The organism is Eubacterium sp. 3_1_31, from assembly GCF_964249515.1.
Lineage (GTDB): Bacteria > Bacillota_I > Bacilli_A > Erysipelotrichales > Erysipelotrichaceae > Longicatena > Longicatena caecimuris.
In genome coordinates this window covers 1-13,671 of the sequence record NZ_CAXUBY010000020.1, presented here as the reverse complement: position 1 = coordinate 13,671, position 13,671 = coordinate 1, and the positions used below count along the sequence as shown (strand labels likewise).

General features: G+C 38.7%; 12 protein-coding genes, 1 tRNA gene and 1 pseudogene. 9 read left to right on the top strand and 5 right to left on the bottom strand.

Annotated features, from left to right (window positions below):
• Positions 1-63: 63 nt before the first annotated feature.
• The 3 genes and pseudogenes from ACESSZ_RS09320 to ACESSZ_RS09310 form a co-directional block, all read right to left on the bottom strand.
• The gene (locus tag ACESSZ_RS09320) at positions 64-1,122 is read right to left on the bottom strand and encodes a hypothetical protein (RefSeq protein WP_008688970.1); all 1,059 of its coding nucleotides are present in this window, start codon (positions 1,120-1,122) and stop codon (positions 64-66) included.
• 54 nt (positions 1,123-1,176) lie between these two features.
• A pseudogene (locus ACESSZ_RS09315) lies at positions 1,177-1,365 on the bottom strand (MerR family transcriptional regulator); the annotation flags it as partial.
• Positions 1,366-1,545: 180 nt separating this feature from the next.
• Positions 1,546-1,622 (bottom strand) — tRNA-Arg (locus ACESSZ_RS09310).
• 507 nt (positions 1,623-2,129) lie between these two features.
• Here ACESSZ_RS09310 and ACESSZ_RS09305 point away from each other — a divergent pair.
• From ACESSZ_RS09305 to yihA, 4 genes are read left to right on the top strand one after another with little or no spacing between them, the layout of a single operon-like run.
• Complete coding sequence (locus ACESSZ_RS09305; protein WP_008688969.1) at positions 2,130-2,855, top strand: DUF3196 family protein; 726 nt, start codon at positions 2,130-2,132, stop codon at positions 2,853-2,855.
• Positions 2,856-2,894: 39 nt separating this feature from the next.
• Positions 2,895-4,172 carry a trigger factor gene (gene tig, locus ACESSZ_RS09300; RefSeq protein ID WP_008688968.1) on the top strand — a complete coding sequence of 426 codons (1,278 nt, stop codon included), beginning with the start codon at positions 2,895-2,897 and terminating at the stop codon, positions 4,170-4,172.
• A 56-nt stretch (positions 4,173-4,228) separates the two neighbouring features.
• Positions 4,229-6,553, top strand: a complete 2,325-nt coding sequence (gene lon, locus ACESSZ_RS09295; protein WP_008688966.1) for an endopeptidase La — start codon at positions 4,229-4,231, stop codon at positions 6,551-6,553.
• On the top strand, positions 6,554-7,144 hold the full coding sequence (yihA, locus tag ACESSZ_RS09290) for a ribosome biogenesis GTP-binding protein YihA/YsxC (RefSeq protein WP_008688964.1): 591 nt from the start codon (positions 6,554-6,556) through the stop codon (positions 7,142-7,144).
• Positions 7,145-7,334: 190 nt separating this feature from the next.
• On the opposite strand, the gene ACESSZ_RS09285 is transcribed toward yihA, so the two are convergent.
• On the bottom strand, positions 7,335-8,117 hold the full coding sequence (locus ACESSZ_RS09285) for a DeoR/GlpR family DNA-binding transcription regulator (protein ID WP_008688963.1): 783 nt from the start codon (positions 8,115-8,117) through the stop codon (positions 7,335-7,337).
• A gap of 155 nt (positions 8,118-8,272) precedes the next feature.
• Here ACESSZ_RS09285 and deoC point away from each other — a divergent pair, with 155 nt between their 5' ends.
• Genes deoC through ACESSZ_RS09260 form a run of 5 tightly spaced genes read left to right on the top strand, consistent with a single transcriptional unit; the run spans position 8,273 to position 12,869 of the window.
• Positions 8,273-8,947 (top strand): deoxyribose-phosphate aldolase, encoded by a 675-nt coding sequence (gene deoC / locus ACESSZ_RS09280; RefSeq protein ID WP_008688960.1) that lies wholly within the window; start codon positions 8,273-8,275, stop codon positions 8,945-8,947.
• Positions 8,948-8,958: 11 nt separating this feature from the next.
• The gene (locus tag ACESSZ_RS09275) at positions 8,959-9,402 is read left to right on the top strand and encodes a PTS sugar transporter subunit IIA (protein WP_008688957.1); all 444 of its coding nucleotides are present in this window, start codon (positions 8,959-8,961) and stop codon (positions 9,400-9,402) included.
• A gap of 32 nt (positions 9,403-9,434) precedes the next feature.
• Entirely contained in the window at positions 9,435-10,805 is a 1,371-nt protein-coding gene (locus tag ACESSZ_RS09270; RefSeq protein WP_008688956.1) for a PTS fructose transporter subunit IIC, read from the top strand.
• A gap of 1 nt (position 10,806) precedes the next feature.
• Complete coding sequence (locus tag ACESSZ_RS09265; protein WP_008688954.1) at positions 10,807-11,829, top strand: Gfo/Idh/MocA family oxidoreductase; 1,023 nt, start codon at positions 10,807-10,809, stop codon at positions 11,827-11,829.
• Positions 11,830-11,831: 2 nt separating this feature from the next.
• Positions 11,832-12,869, top strand: coding sequence for a zinc-dependent dehydrogenase (locus ACESSZ_RS09260; protein ID WP_008688953.1), 1,038 nt, complete (start codon positions 11,832-11,834; stop codon positions 12,867-12,869).
• 84 nt (positions 12,870-12,953) lie between these two features.
• Here ACESSZ_RS09260 and ACESSZ_RS09255 read toward each other — a convergent pair whose 3' ends face one another.
• On the bottom strand, positions 12,954-13,586 hold the full coding sequence (locus ACESSZ_RS09255) for a hypothetical protein (protein ID WP_008688950.1): 633 nt from the start codon (positions 13,584-13,586) through the stop codon (positions 12,954-12,956).
• Positions 13,587-13,671: the final 85 nt, after the last annotated feature.

Below are 13,671 nucleotides of genomic sequence, written 5' to 3'. Positions count from 1 at the left end.
GTTAAAGAAGAAATGTTTGTATCTTCATTAAAATACATCAATATAAACTACCATTGATTGCTCTTACTTTGTTTTATTTTCAACAATTTTTTTAAAACGATTTCGATATTCGGCTGCCAAAGTATTGTCTTGAAAATGCTGCATACTGCCTTCTTTTTTTATACCGAGTTGCATGAAGATGGCATCACACTCTTCAATTTCTAAATATGTATGCTCTTCATAACGTTTTTCATGTGCCGCATTTGGCATAGAAATATCAATCTTTTTACCATCCTTCAGATAAAGAAAATAATAGAAATCACCTTTATTGTGTTGCGATAAGAAGGATTTGGCTGATTGAAAACCAGTTTTTACTTTTGTGATATTTTGATAATCATTTGTTTGCAGGATAGGCGCATACCAGCGTGCTATTTCAAGATGTGATGGATATAGCACATTGATGTTTGTTAAAGATATATAAAGAACGATGAGATTTACAAAGAGCATTAGGAAACGGTAGTGTTTCAGTTTGTGAAAGATGACTTGATAGTCTTCAAAATCAATATTATGCGTTTTCTTGGCAATGTAGGCGCCATTTATGACCATCGCTTCAATGTGGAAGAAAAAGGGAAGGATATCGGCAAGCATCGTGGAACTCCACAGTATGTAGCCATCTTTAAGATAAAGCAGCTCTTTTAGCCACTGTATGACAAAGATGAATAAAAATCCTATGCATAAAGAAAAAGGCAACCACAAGAGTAAGATCCATCCTCTCTTTTTCCGTTCTTTAAATTGGTGTCTTGTAGTAAAATACTTACGCCATAATAATGTTAGCACGCTCATGTCAGCTAGAGAAAGTAAGGTTAGCAATCCTTGGTGTTCTACATTATGTTCATTAATTTTAAGAAATAAAGTTAGAATAGGGCCACTAAGAATGAGAGTCCATACAACATAAAAAAGCGGGGAATGCTGCGTCAACATTTGGACATCTTCGTGTAATTGTTGGAATTCATCCGTTTCGATTTCTTTTAAAGTTTGTAGCCATGCAGATAATGCAGAGGCATCACTTTTCTGAAAAGATTTTTGCATATCATATAAAATAGATAGGCGAAGATCTTCTTGCCATTTCTGTTTTTCCAACATATGAATTTGTTTTTCTAATAACTCTACTAGCGTACATTTTCCGTCTGTAACATCCTTAATAGCAGCTATAGAACAACCACATTTTCTTAATAAAGCAATTGTTTGTAATTGCGTTAAATCTTCTTCGCCATACTCGCGATAGGCATTTTCACCACGTTTGATCTATAATAGGCCCTTAGTTTCATAATAGCGTATCGTCTTGGCAGAGATGCCACTCAATTTTTCAATTTCTCCAATTTTCATAGCTATGCTCCTTCTTTTATAGAGGTAGTAAACACCTTCTAGCAGCTGGAAGGTCAAGGAAAAAATAAACTTTTTGCTATATTTACGACATTTTTATATCATCTTGTGATTGTTGTTGCTTCACATGTCACTTTTTGCGATAAATAAAAAACCCGCTTGCATCAGCGGGTAATACACATATGGCGTCCACGAAGGGATTCGAACCCCTGACCGTGCGCTTAGAAGGCGCATGCTCTATCCAACTGAGCTACGTGGACAACAATCAATGCCTAATTATAATAGCAAATTTCATATTGAATTTCAATATATAATTTGTTTTTTTTTCATTTCTGAACAGTTTTTCAACCGTAGTACACAAAGAATGTTAAGTGTAAAGTGAGATATATGCACCCTCAAATATGTAAAGTCAATCATATGTATTAATACTTTTTGTAAAATAGTAGTATGTGTTTGGCATTTTTAAAATATCATATCCTTATATAATATAGCGGTTTGTAAAAGAAACTTCGCTTTTATGATTTTAAAGAAAATAAAAGTATTTTCATTTTTAGGGATTTTACTGCATGAAGTGTGTACGTTGCCTAGAAAGACTGTTGTAAAAGCAGGATGGGCAAAGGAAAATCATCACATAAGAAATGAAAATAACACACTTTATGTGATAACGGACAAAAAATGCGTGAAATTGGCGCAACTATGGACATACTAATTGATAAAACAAGGTAAATATGCTATATTAATGTATGTTTGGTCGTAAAGGAGATACCATGGATACTTATTATGAAGATATTCTAAAAAAAGTAGAAATGCAGATGGAACAACATGACCATCAAGCTGCTTACCAGATTCTTGAGGAAGAGCTTTCCATGCCTTATATTCCTAAGGAATATGAACAGCGATTGATCGATCTTTATAATGCCTGTCGCAGTGAGTTGCAACCACAAGCACAGCGAAGCTATAGTGAAGAGGATATTGAAATGCTGCTAAAGGGTTCCTTGGAAGAACAGTTTCTTGCGATTGAACAGTTAAGAAAAAGTAATATTCGTAATCATCTGGATGCGATACGCGATTACCTTGGCAATGCGCCACACTACTTAATTCGCTCTTATCTAATTGAAGCGATGATGGAACAAAACATCAGTGACGAGTTCACAATTGAGATGGATGGGTTAGTCATAACCTTTGCTCCATGCTTTATTGAGCCGCCAATGGAGAGTGATGGTGTCATACAAGCAGTCGCATACCTAAAGGATTGGTTTGAAAGCGATAATCCGACATTCACGATGATGTGTGTGGAAACACTAGTAAAAGAGGCATATCTTCGATTGCCATACAATATCGAAGAAGATGATGCTTTGGGAATTGCAATCGGTGTTGCACAATATGTCTTTGCGGCACATGAAGAAATGGATGCTTTTGCAATATTTCTGAATGAAAAAGGACTTGCGCGAAACAGTGGTTATGAATTATTATTAAGTAAGCATGAAATTTAAACATGTGAAAATCGTATTGGGTACGTAGGAGGTATGAACATGAGTTCAACATGGGAATTAAAAGAAAAATCAACAGGTGAATTAACAACAACTGTAGAAGGAGATGCTTGGAAAGCTGCTCAAAAGAAAGCATTTGGCAAACTTTCTAAGAAAGTAAATCTGCCAGGCTTCCGTAAAGGACATGCTCCTGAGGCACTGGTTAGAAAACAAATCAGTACACAAAATATATTAATGGAGGCAATTGATGAAGTTGCTGGTGAAGCTTTAAGTGATGGTATCAAGGAACATGACTTGTGGGTCGTTTCTCGTCCTTCTTTAGGCATCGACAGTATTGATGAAGATAAAGTAACTTTTAAATTCACAGTTACAGTGAAACCAGAAGTAAAACTTGGCGCATATAAGAACTTGGATATTAAAAAAGATGATGCAGCCGTTAGCGATGAAGATGTTGAAGCAGAATTGACTTCTTTACAGGAACGTTTTGCTGATCTAGTAATAAAGGAAGACGGCAAGGTTGAAAATGGCGATACAGCTGTCATTGACTTTGAAGGATTTAAAGATGGTGTTGCATTTGAAGGTGGAAAAGCAGAGGCTTATCCATTAGTAATCGGTAGCGGTTCTTTCATTCCAGGTTTTGAAGAACAGCTGTTAGGCATGAAGAGCGAAGAAACAAAAGAAATCAATGTAACTTTCCCTGAAGAATATCAGGCAGAAGAATTAGCTGGTCAACCAGTGGTCTTCAAGGTTACGGTACATGATATTAAAGAAAAGGTATTGCCTGAAGTAAATGATGAATTAATCAAACAGGCAGAAATCAAAGATGTTGAAACGGTTGATGCGTACAAAGAATATGCACGTAAAAATCTGGAAACTAGTAAAGCAAATGCGGCTAATCAGAAATTTGAAAATGAATTGCTGACTGCGGTAACGGATGCTGCAGAAGTAGAAATTCCAGATGTTATGGTAGAAGAAGAAACGGATACTTTGGTAAATGAATTTGCACAGCGTTTACAGTCTCAGGGATTCAGCTTGGATCAGTTCAAACAGGTAACTGGACAAACAGATGAAATGATTCGTGAGGAAATGGGCAAAGACGCATACAACAAAGTAAAAGTGCGTTTAGTTCTAGAGGCAATTGCTGCTGAAGAAAAAATGGAAATCAGCGATGAAGAAGTAGAAAAAGAACTGGAAACAGTTGCAACTACTTACAACATGCCATTAGAACAGGTGAAACAGCTGATTAGCAAAGATGCGATTGCGTATGATCTGCGTATTCGCAAAGCTCTTGAATTATTGAAAGAGACAGCTGGTAAGTAAAGCCGCGTAAAAGACGCATCCGCGTCTTTTTTGGCTTATGAAAGGAGTGTAGACAAATGAGTGAAAACGATGCTAATCCAATTGTACGACTGCCTTTGGTTTGTACGCGCGGTGTAATTGTCTTCCCAAATCAAGAAGTAATCATTGATGTAGGACGAGACAAATCTACGTGTGCTGTAGAAGAGGCTCAGGAAAAGTTTGAGAGTCAGGTGGTTCTGGTAGCGCAGAAAGACTTAGCGATGGATTCACCAGACATTGATGACTTATATTCCTTTGGTACATTGTGTCAAATTCGCCATATCCGTCGTATGGATGGCTATCTGCGAGTAAAATTTAAAGGGCTTCAGCGTGTAAAGATTCATACGATCATCAATGACGATGAGATGATGAGCACATCTGCTGAGGTTATGTATGATGTAACACAGGATGCGATGGAAGAAGTAGCTTTAATTCGCAAAATTGCAAAACAGTTTGAAGAGATTGAAGCAATTTCGCAAAGCATTCCGAAAGAGATGATTAATGAGTTGGCAAAAGGGGTCAGTGCTCCTCAGCTAGCGGATCAGATATCACAATTGTTTCCTTTTACATTGGAAAAACGCCAAGAATTATTGGAAACAACAGGTGTCAATGACCGTCTGTTTTTGATCTTACAGGAAATCGAAAGTGAGAAAGAGCTTTCTCAGATTGAAAATAAGATCAATGATAAAGTGAAATCACGTATTGAAGAAAGCCAGAAAGAATACTATTTGCGTGAAAAGATGCGGGCGATTAAAGAAGAGTTAGGTGATGTGCCTGACAGTGATAAGGATGCGGATGAAATTCGTCGTCGTTTAGATGAGAACCCATATCCGGAAAGCATTAAAGAAAAAATTAAAGAAGAGCTAAGCCGTTATGAAATGTTGCCAGCAGCCAGTGGGGAGACCGGGGTCATCAAAACTTATATTGACTGGATGATGGATCTTCCTTGGTGGCAAGAAAGCAAAGATAATGAAGATTTGCAAGCTGCCAGTGATGTCTTAGATGCAGATCACTATGGCTTAGAAAAAGTCAAAGAACGTATCTTAGAATATTTAGCGGTGAAACAGATGACGAATTCTTTGAAAGCTCCAATTATTTGTTTAGTTGGTCCTCCAGGAGTTGGTAAAACATCTTTGGCCAAATCTGTTGCGCGTGCATTAGATCGTAAATTTGTAAAAATTTCACTTGGCGGTGTTAAAGATGAATCTGAAATTCGCGGTCATCGCAGAACGTATTTAGGTAGTATGCCGGGACGTTTCATTCAAGCGATGAAAAAAGCCGGAACGATCAATCCTGTCTTTTTGATCGATGAAATCGATAAGATGGCAAGTGATTATAAAGGAGATCCTGCCAGTGCAATGTTGGAAGTATTGGATCCTGAACAAAATGCGATGTTCTCAGATCATTACATTGAAGAACCATATGATTTGAGTAAGGTTTTATTTATCGCAACAGCAAACTACTTGGAAAATATTCCAAACGCTTTACGCGATCGTTTAGAAATTATCGAACTTTCCTCTTATACGGAATTAGAGAAAATTGAGATTGCGAAACGTCATTTAGTACCAAAGCAGATTAAAGAAAATGGTTTAAAGAACAGCCAGCTGAAAATAGACGATGATATGATCAGCTATCTGATTCGTTATTATACGCGTGAAAGTGGTGTGCGTCAGTTAGAAAGAACGATTGCCACTGTATGCCGGAAGAGCGTTTTGGCTATTCTTAAGGATAAAAAACGTTCGATCAAGGTTACAAAAAAACTCATCCATGAATGGTTAGGCAATGAAAAATTTGAATACGGCAAGCGTGAAACAAAGGATCAGGTAGGAACTGTGACAGGGCTTGCGTATACAGCCTTTGGCGGTGATGTGTTACAGATTGAAGTAAATCATTTCGAAGGTAAAGGGAAGTTGGTAATTACCGGACAGCTTGGTGATGTGATGAAAGAATCGGCAACGATTGCATATGATTATGTGCGTGCCAATGCTAAAAAGTATAAGATCAAACCAGACTTCTTTGAAAATAACGATATTCATATCCATGTTCCAGAAGGAGCCGTACCAAAAGATGGACCAAGTGCAGGGGTTACTTTGACAACAGCGCTTGTATCCAGTCTAAGCAACACGCCGGTAAAAGCGAATTTAGCTATGACGGGTGAAGTTACCTTACGTGGTCATGTTTTGCCAATCGGTGGTTTAAAAGAGAAATCGATGGCTGCTCATCGCTGTGGTATCACAACCGTAGTTATTCCAAAAGCGAATGTGAAGGATCTTGATGATGTACCTGCTGCTGTTAAGGAAACCGTAAGCTTTATCCCAGTGGAACGTGTTTCACAGGTACTAGATGCAGCTTTGGTAAAGTAAATGATCACTTTTCAGAAAGCAGAGCTAGTTATATCTGCTCCCGATAAAAAATCTTGGCCGGAAACCGATTTACCGGAAATCGTATTAGCAGGACGCAGCAATGTTGGTAAAAGCAGCTTTATCAATACGATGTGTGGAAGAAAAAAACTTGCCTATGTAGGAAATACACCGGGGAAAACAAGACTTTTAAACTTCTTTAACCTAGATGATAAATACATGTTTGTCGATGTACCAGGCTATGGTTATGCTAATATATCAAAAGCACAGCTGCTAAAATTTGGCGAAATGATGGAAGATTATTTTGCCGAAAGAAAACAGAAAAAAGGGTTAGTCATCCTTGTGGACGCAAGGCATAAACCAACAGAGGATGATATCACCATGCTTGAATTTGCACGATATTATGAAATTCCGGTAGCTGTTGTTGCGACGAAAACAGATAAGCTGCCATCAACCAAATTAAAAAATCAATTAAAGATGATTCGTAAAGAATTGCAATTGAATGATCATGAGCCATTATTTCCATTCTCCGCTGAAAAAAAGACGGGAATGGAGGCGGTATGGGAGTATCTCATTCCTATCTTTGAATCTTAAGACGTGTGTAATGCACGTCTTTTCTTTTATGAATTGGGTAATTAATTTTTTAGGGGTCTTTGCTAGAAATTTAGGGGACAACTTTAGGGTAGATGAAGAAAACGAACTAAAATCTAAGACCCCTAAAGTTTTAGATATCTTTTAAATTAGCAAAAGAAAAGCAGGGAATTCCTGCTTTAGAAATTATATATTAGGCCAAGATAACCTCTTGAATGGTTTTACGCAAATGCTCTTGTTGCTCATGTTCGATGGCATCATCGACAATGATGCGTGAAAGCTGTGATAAATCAGCGAATTTACAAAAACAGACTTTGTTGAATTTCGTAGAATCTACCAGTAAGATGGTTTCATTGGCAATGGCCATCATTTTTGCTTTTAGATGAGCCGTTCCAGCATTCGGTGTTGTCAATCCCTGTACCAGATCAATGGCAGAAGTTGTTAGGAAAAATTTATCAACATGGAAAGCACTCAACATACGAATGGCAATATCGCCACAGGCAAAATGGAAACCATGACGAATTTCGCCACCAATGGAGATGATTTCAAAGTCCTGACGTTTTTCAAATGTATGCAACAACATCAAATCTGAAGTAATGATCTTCAGATTTTTTTTTGATGATTGGATCAAGGCATTTGCAAATGCCAAGGCTGTCGTTCCGGTATCTAAGGCGAGGGTATCACCATCATGAACATAAGCAATTGCGCTTTGGGCTATTTTCATTTTCTTATCATCGTTTTTGCGATTATCTAATACTTCTTCCTGTTCAATCTTGTTACGTAAAACAGCTCCTCCATGTGTACGGATGATACTGCCGTTTTTTTCTAGCTCCCTTAGATCACTGCGTATCGTTGCAGGGGTGATATCAAATAATTTTGCTAGCTCACTCACACTGCAACGGGTGTTTGTTTTAATGAAATTCATAATTTTGCGTTTTCGCTCTTCCGCAAAAAGCGGATTTGGGTTCTTCTGCATAATTTCACTTCCCTTATGTATATTTTAGCAGATTATAGAAAAGTAAGCAAACGAAAATAAATAAAAACAAAAATAAATAAATATATTTACAAAACAAAAATATAGGACTATAATGAACCTGTAAAACGAAAGCAAATGAAAATAGGAGGAATTAAATGAAAATAACAAGAAAAGAATTAGCGAGTATGGTGGATCACACAAACTTAAAAGCTTATGCGACAAAAGAAGATTTCCAACAGCTATGCGAGGAAGCGAAAGCTTATGGGTTTAAATCTGTAGCAATCAATTCCTATCCAGTTGCGATGTGTCGTAAGATGTTGGAAAATTCTTCGGTATTATGTGGAGCTGCTATTGGTTTTCCATTAGGGCAAACCACGATTGCTGTAAAAGCTGCCGAAGTTGAAGATGCCATTGGCAATGGATGTCAGGAATTTGATTATGTATGCAATATCGGCAAAGTAAAAGAACATGATTATGCCTACCTTCGCAAAGAAATGGAATGTTTAGTAGGAATTGCTCGCAAACATGGGGTTTGTTGCAAAGTGATTTTTGAAACCTGTTATTTAGAGGAAGATGAAATCATCGAGCTTGCGAAAATTGCAAAAGAAGTAGAGCCTGATTTTGTGAAAACATCAACTGGCTTTGGCAGTGCTGGTGCAACAATTGCCCATGTAAGGCTCATGAAACAATATGCCGGTGATAAGGTACAAGTAAAAGCAGCCGGTGGTATCCGCGATCTGAAAACTGCATTGGCCATGATAGAAGCAGGAGCAACTCGTCTAGGTACTTCCTCAGGCATAAAAATATGCGATGAACTGGCAGAAAAATAAGGAGATCAATAATGAATATACAAGAATATATCAGTAAGGATTGTGTAACTTTCCAACTCCAAGCTGATAAGAAAGAAGCCGCATTAAAGGAAATGGCAGAACTACTATATCAAGCAGGGAAAGTGAAGAATTTATCACTTTATCTGAAAGCAGTAGAAGAGAGAGAATTGGAATATACGACCGGGATAGGAGGTGGAATTGCTATACCGCACGGGAAATCGGCTACTGTACCCCATGCCTGTATTGCCTTTGGCAAGAGTGAAACGGGTATTGCCTGGAATTCACTTGATGAAAAGCCTGTCTATTGTGTATTCATGCTCGCTATACCGGAACATGAAGATGAAACGCATTTGGATATGCTCAGTACATTGGCGCGTAAGCTCATGCATCAGGAAGTTCAAGAGGCATTGTTACAGGCAAATGATATAGATACATTTTATCAAGCTATCGAATAATAAACATCGTAGATGAAAAAGGAGAAGATATTATGAAACTGATTGCGATTACATCATGTTCAACCGGAATTGCCCATACATATATGGCAGCTGAGGCATTAGAAATAGCCGCAAAAGATATCGGATGGAACATCAAGGTTGAAACGCAGGGGTCGGTGGGGGCTAAAAATGTATTAACTCAAGAAGATATTGAGGCTGCAGATGCTGTTGTCATAGCGGCAAGCACATCTGTAAACAAAGATCGTTTCCATGGAAAACGCTTATATGAAGTAGATGTCAATGATGCCATCAAAAACGGACAACAGGTTTTAAAGGATTCTTTGCAAGCTCCTATCTATGGAGGTGCTAAACAAACAGAAACCATAAAGGTTGAAAAAGAAAGTAATAACAACTTTAAAGGTATTTACGCTCATTTGATGACAGGTGTATCTTATATGATTCCATTTGTTGTAGCCGGTGGTATCATGACTGCATTATCTTTTGCATTTGGTGGTATTAATTCAGAAGGAGCAATTGCCGAAGCCTTTAAGACCATCGGTGGTACTGCCATGGGATTGATGTGGGCAGCACTTGGCGGTTATGTGGCTTTCTCTATTTCTGATCGTCCAGGACTTGTACCAGGCATGGTTGCCGGTATGTTGGCATCTTCTTCCGGGTCTGGCTTTTTAGGAGCATTGCTAGGAGGCTTTATTGCAGGTTACTCGGTTTTAGGTGTTAAAAAAGCCTTTGTAAAATTACCAGAAAAGTTTGAAGGTCTGATGCCGGTCTTGATCATTCCGGTACTATCCTGTATCATTACCGGTTTCTTAATGGTCTTTGTCGTCGGAAAACCACTTACTTGGTTGAATGAAACCTTGACATCTTGGCTGACAAGCATGAGTGGTGCTAGCTCCGTTGTATTAGGGGTCATTCTTGGTGCCATGATGGCAATTGACCTTGCCGGTCCTATTGGAAAAGCAGCATATTTCTTTGGTGTTGCATCTTTAACAGCCTTAACGCAAGGACAGACAAGTCCGGTAATGGCAGCGGTAATGTTATCTGGTATGGTACCTCCACTTGCTATGGCCTTATCTTCCACAGTGTTGGCAAAGAAAAAATATACACGCGATGAGCGTGAATCAGGAAAAACAGCATGGATTCTTGGTCTATCCTTTATATCTGAAGGAGCGATTCCCTTTGCGGTAGCCGATCCAATTCGTGTTCTTGCCTCTGTTACGGTAGGTTCTGCGATTACCGGGGCATTGTCAATGGTTTTCAATTGTGGTCTTGCTGTACCACATGGAGGATTCTTTGTCTTGTTAATTCCCGGTGCTACATCCAATGTCTTTATGATGGTATTGGCATTAGCTGTTGGTACGGTTGTATCCGCCTTGCTGGTATCTTTATGGAAGAAGGAAAAATAATATGAAAGATTGTCTAAACGTCTGTTTAATAGGAACAGGAAGAGCAGGCATGATCCATGCCCGCAGCTATATGGGAAACGTCGTGGGAGCACGTCTATTGGCAATATGTGATCCCTGTGAAGAAAATTTAAAAAAAGCCCAAGAAGAACTTCATGTTGCTTATACGTATGCGGATTATCAAGTGGCACTACAGAATAAAGAGATAGATGCAGTAATCGTGGTGACACCAACAGGTACCCATAAAGAAATTGTGCTGGCGGCAGCTTCTGCCGGCAAACACGTGTTCTGCGAAAAACCGATGGCGATTTCAGCGGAAGAATGTGATGAGATGATAGCAGCTTGTAAACAACATCATGTAAAGCTACAAGTAGGATTTATGCGGCGTTATGATGAGAGCTTTCAGAAAGCAAAAGAAGTCATTACATCTGGTAAGATCGGTGAAGTGACAATGATTAAATCACTGACTCATGGACCAAGTGAGCCCAAAGAATGGATGTATGATATAGCAAAAAGCAGTGGACCTATCGGAGAAGTTAACAGCCATGATTTCGATACGTTGCGCTGGTATGCCGACAGCGAAGTAAAAAGTATTCATGCAATTGGAAGAAATTTTCGCTCCTGCGAAAAAAAAGCAGAATATCCAGACTATTATGATACCGTGGCTGTATTATTGGAATTTGAAAATGGCATTATCGGCATGATTGATGGAGCACAATATGTACAGTATGGCTATGATGCCAGAGCGGAGATATTAGGTACATGTGGCAATGTATTGGTAGGTTCACAGAAAAACAACAATGTGAGCATCGCCACTCATGATAAGTGCATGCATGCTGAAGTCATGCCTTCCTGGACAAAGTTATTTAAAGATGCTTATATTAATGAAGCAAGAGATTTTATTCGTTGCATACGTGAAGATGATACCCCTAGAGTTAGTGGACATGATGGTAAAATGGCATTGATTCTGGTACGTGAAGGATTGCGTTCGTTACTTGAAAAACGACCAATCAGAATAGGAGAGTAAAAATGAAAGCTGCATTATTAAAAGGAAAGCTAGACATTAGCGTAGAAGAAGTTCCGCTGCCGGAAATAGGGGATGATGAAATCCTATTAAAGGTGAAAGCTGCAAGTATTTGTGGCAGTGATGTTCGGATGTATAAGAATGGTTATCAACATGTATCTAAAGAACATCCTTTGATTATCGGCCATGAATTTGCCGGGGTCATTGAGAAAATCGGTAAACAAGTCACGGCGTATGAAGTAGGGCAACGAGTAGCTGTTGCGCCCAATATGGGATGTGGCACTTGTGATCATTGTGTGAGTGGTGAAACACATCTGTGTGAGCATTACCAAGCCTTTGGTATTAATATGAATGGTGGGTTTGCCGAATATGTAAAAATTCCGGCAACCGCCATTCAACAAGGAAATATCACGGTATTACAGGATGCGATTTCCTTTGCGGAAGCTGCTTTGGTGGAACCTTTAAGCTGTGTGTATAATGGGCAAAAGCGTCTGCATATGACACCGGGAAAAGATGTTTTGATTATCGGCGCTGGACCGATTGGAATCATGCATATCATGGTGGCAAAATTGTTTGGTGCTGCCAAGGTGTTCATGAATGATCTCAGTCGTGAACGGATGGAACAGGCGAAGAAACTCTTTCCTGATTTGATTCTGGTGGAAGGTGATTTACAAGAGGAGATACGCAAGCATACGGGAAAGGGCGTAGATGTATGCATCATTGCAGCTCCGGCACCAACAGCACAAACACAATCCTTGCAGTATATGAATATGAATGGACAGCTGTTATTTTTCGGCGGTCTTCCTAAAGATCGTGAAAATGTATCATTAAATACGAATCTTGTACATTACAAGCAATTGAGCATTTATGGCTGTACCAGACAAAGTGTCATGGATTATCGACTTTGCAGCAAATTGGTAAACGATAAACGTATCCCTTTGAACAGCATCATATCCGCAACATATCCCATCGATGATTTCATGGAGGCGATGGATAAGGCAGCACATGCCGTTGGTTTAAAACATGTCATTACGTTTGCATAATCTGATCAGACAGTGAGCATGACATAATGGTAGTAAATAAATATGAAAGCACATAAAAAGGCGAGAAGTTCGCCTTTTTATTGTTTATTGTTCTTTTTGTTCCACAGCTAAGATCAATTCTTTTGCATAAGGTAAAGAAGCAATCCAATCACATACAACATGCCATTCATCCAGTTTGTGATTTCTTCTGGCATAATATATATTCATTAACGTTTCATAATTCAAGGTACAGGTACGCAGTTGGTGGTAGCTGGTTGGCAATAGTTGAATCATGCTATACCAGACAGTTTTATCTTTTGTTTCTAAATATTCCAAGCGCAACTCTTCCAATACCGCTATGACTGCTTTCAAAGATGCTAAGGCTTTTTCATTCATATGCTCATAAGAGAAGTCATCTAATGTAAAAGGCTTACTGGCAATCTTATGCATGGTGCTTGTTGAATTGGCAACCGTTGCTACTTTATAGGTGTCATATTCTTTCCACCAGTACATTGGTGCGGTAAAATCTACGGAAACAAAAATCTGGCGAATAAATTTACGATGGTCACTGCCAGCCTTTGCTAAACGCTGTGCTAAAGATAAATCATTAGGCCCCATCACAAAGTTTCCTTCATCATCATAATAGGAATCCATGCGATTCCAGCTATTCATCGGATTACGAGCTCCGCGAATGGCGTTTTCAAAATTCATAACGCTGCAACGTTCAATTTTTATCATAATTCTTTACTTGTATTATTTAATTACCCAAGAAACAGGTAATTAAATAATATCTTCCTTTCTTGGGAATTCATTAAGCTATATA

Excerpts from the sequence above, each read along its gene's own strand:
- lon (WP_008688966.1), top strand. The coding sequence starts at position 4,229 with ATGAGTGAAAACGATGCTAATCCAATTGTACGACTGCCTTTGGTTTGT.
- ACESSZ_RS09285 (WP_008688963.1), bottom strand. The coding sequence starts at position 8,117 with ATGCAGAAGAACCCAAATCCGCTTTTTGCGGAAGAGCGAAAACGCAAA.
- ACESSZ_RS09255 (WP_008688950.1), bottom strand. The coding sequence starts at position 13,586 with ATGATAAAAATTGAACGTTGCAGCGTTATGAATTTTGAAAACGCCATT.
- yihA (WP_008688964.1), top strand. The coding sequence starts at position 6,554 with ATGATCACTTTTCAGAAAGCAGAGCTAGTTATATCTGCTCCCGATAAA.
- ACESSZ_RS09265 (WP_008688954.1), top strand. The coding sequence starts at position 10,807 with ATGAAAGATTGTCTAAACGTCTGTTTAATAGGAACAGGAAGAGCAGGC.
- ACESSZ_RS09305 (WP_008688969.1), top strand. The coding sequence starts at position 2,130 with ATGGATACTTATTATGAAGATATTCTAAAAAAAGTAGAAATGCAGATG.
- tig (WP_008688968.1), top strand. The coding sequence starts at position 2,895 with ATGAGTTCAACATGGGAATTAAAAGAAAAATCAACAGGTGAATTAACA.
- ACESSZ_RS09275 (WP_008688957.1), top strand. The coding sequence starts at position 8,959 with ATGAATATACAAGAATATATCAGTAAGGATTGTGTAACTTTCCAACTC.
- ACESSZ_RS09260 (WP_008688953.1), top strand. The coding sequence starts at position 11,832 with ATGAAAGCTGCATTATTAAAAGGAAAGCTAGACATTAGCGTAGAAGAA.
- ACESSZ_RS09270 (WP_008688956.1), top strand. The coding sequence starts at position 9,435 with ATGAAACTGATTGCGATTACATCATGTTCAACCGGAATTGCCCATACA.
- deoC (WP_008688960.1), top strand. The coding sequence starts at position 8,273 with ATGAAAATAACAAGAAAAGAATTAGCGAGTATGGTGGATCACACAAAC.
- ACESSZ_RS09320 (WP_008688970.1), bottom strand. The coding sequence starts at position 1,122 with ATGTTGGAAAAACAGAAATGGCAAGAAGATCTTCGCCTATCTATTTTA.